Annotated in this window: 1 pseudogene; it reads right to left on the bottom strand. The window is 66.5% G+C overall.

The features are described 5' to 3' along the window. A pseudogene (locus AC5RWD_RS23430) lies at positions 1-203 on the bottom strand (HNH endonuclease signature motif containing protein); the annotation flags it as partial.

The following is a 203-nucleotide window of genomic DNA, read 5'->3' as shown; positions in this document are numbered from 1 at the left end:
CAAGACCGCCCTCAATGTTCCCGTCTGCGCTGGCGTTTCCGCCCCCGCCGCTGTTTCCGTCGCCGGTGGCCTCGCGTCCGGTTCCGGTTCTGTCGCCAGGGGTGGTGGTGCGGGGGTTGGTGGCAGTGTTCATGACGGTGGTGAGGGTTTCGAACTGCTCGGCGGTGGCAAAGATTTCGAGGTGCTGGAGGCCGTGCTTGGGG

It is taken from the genome of Arthrobacter sp. CMU6 (assembly GCF_059090205.1).
The sequence above is the reverse complement of the archived record's forward strand: the minus strand, read 5'-3'. Positions and strand labels throughout refer to the sequence as shown.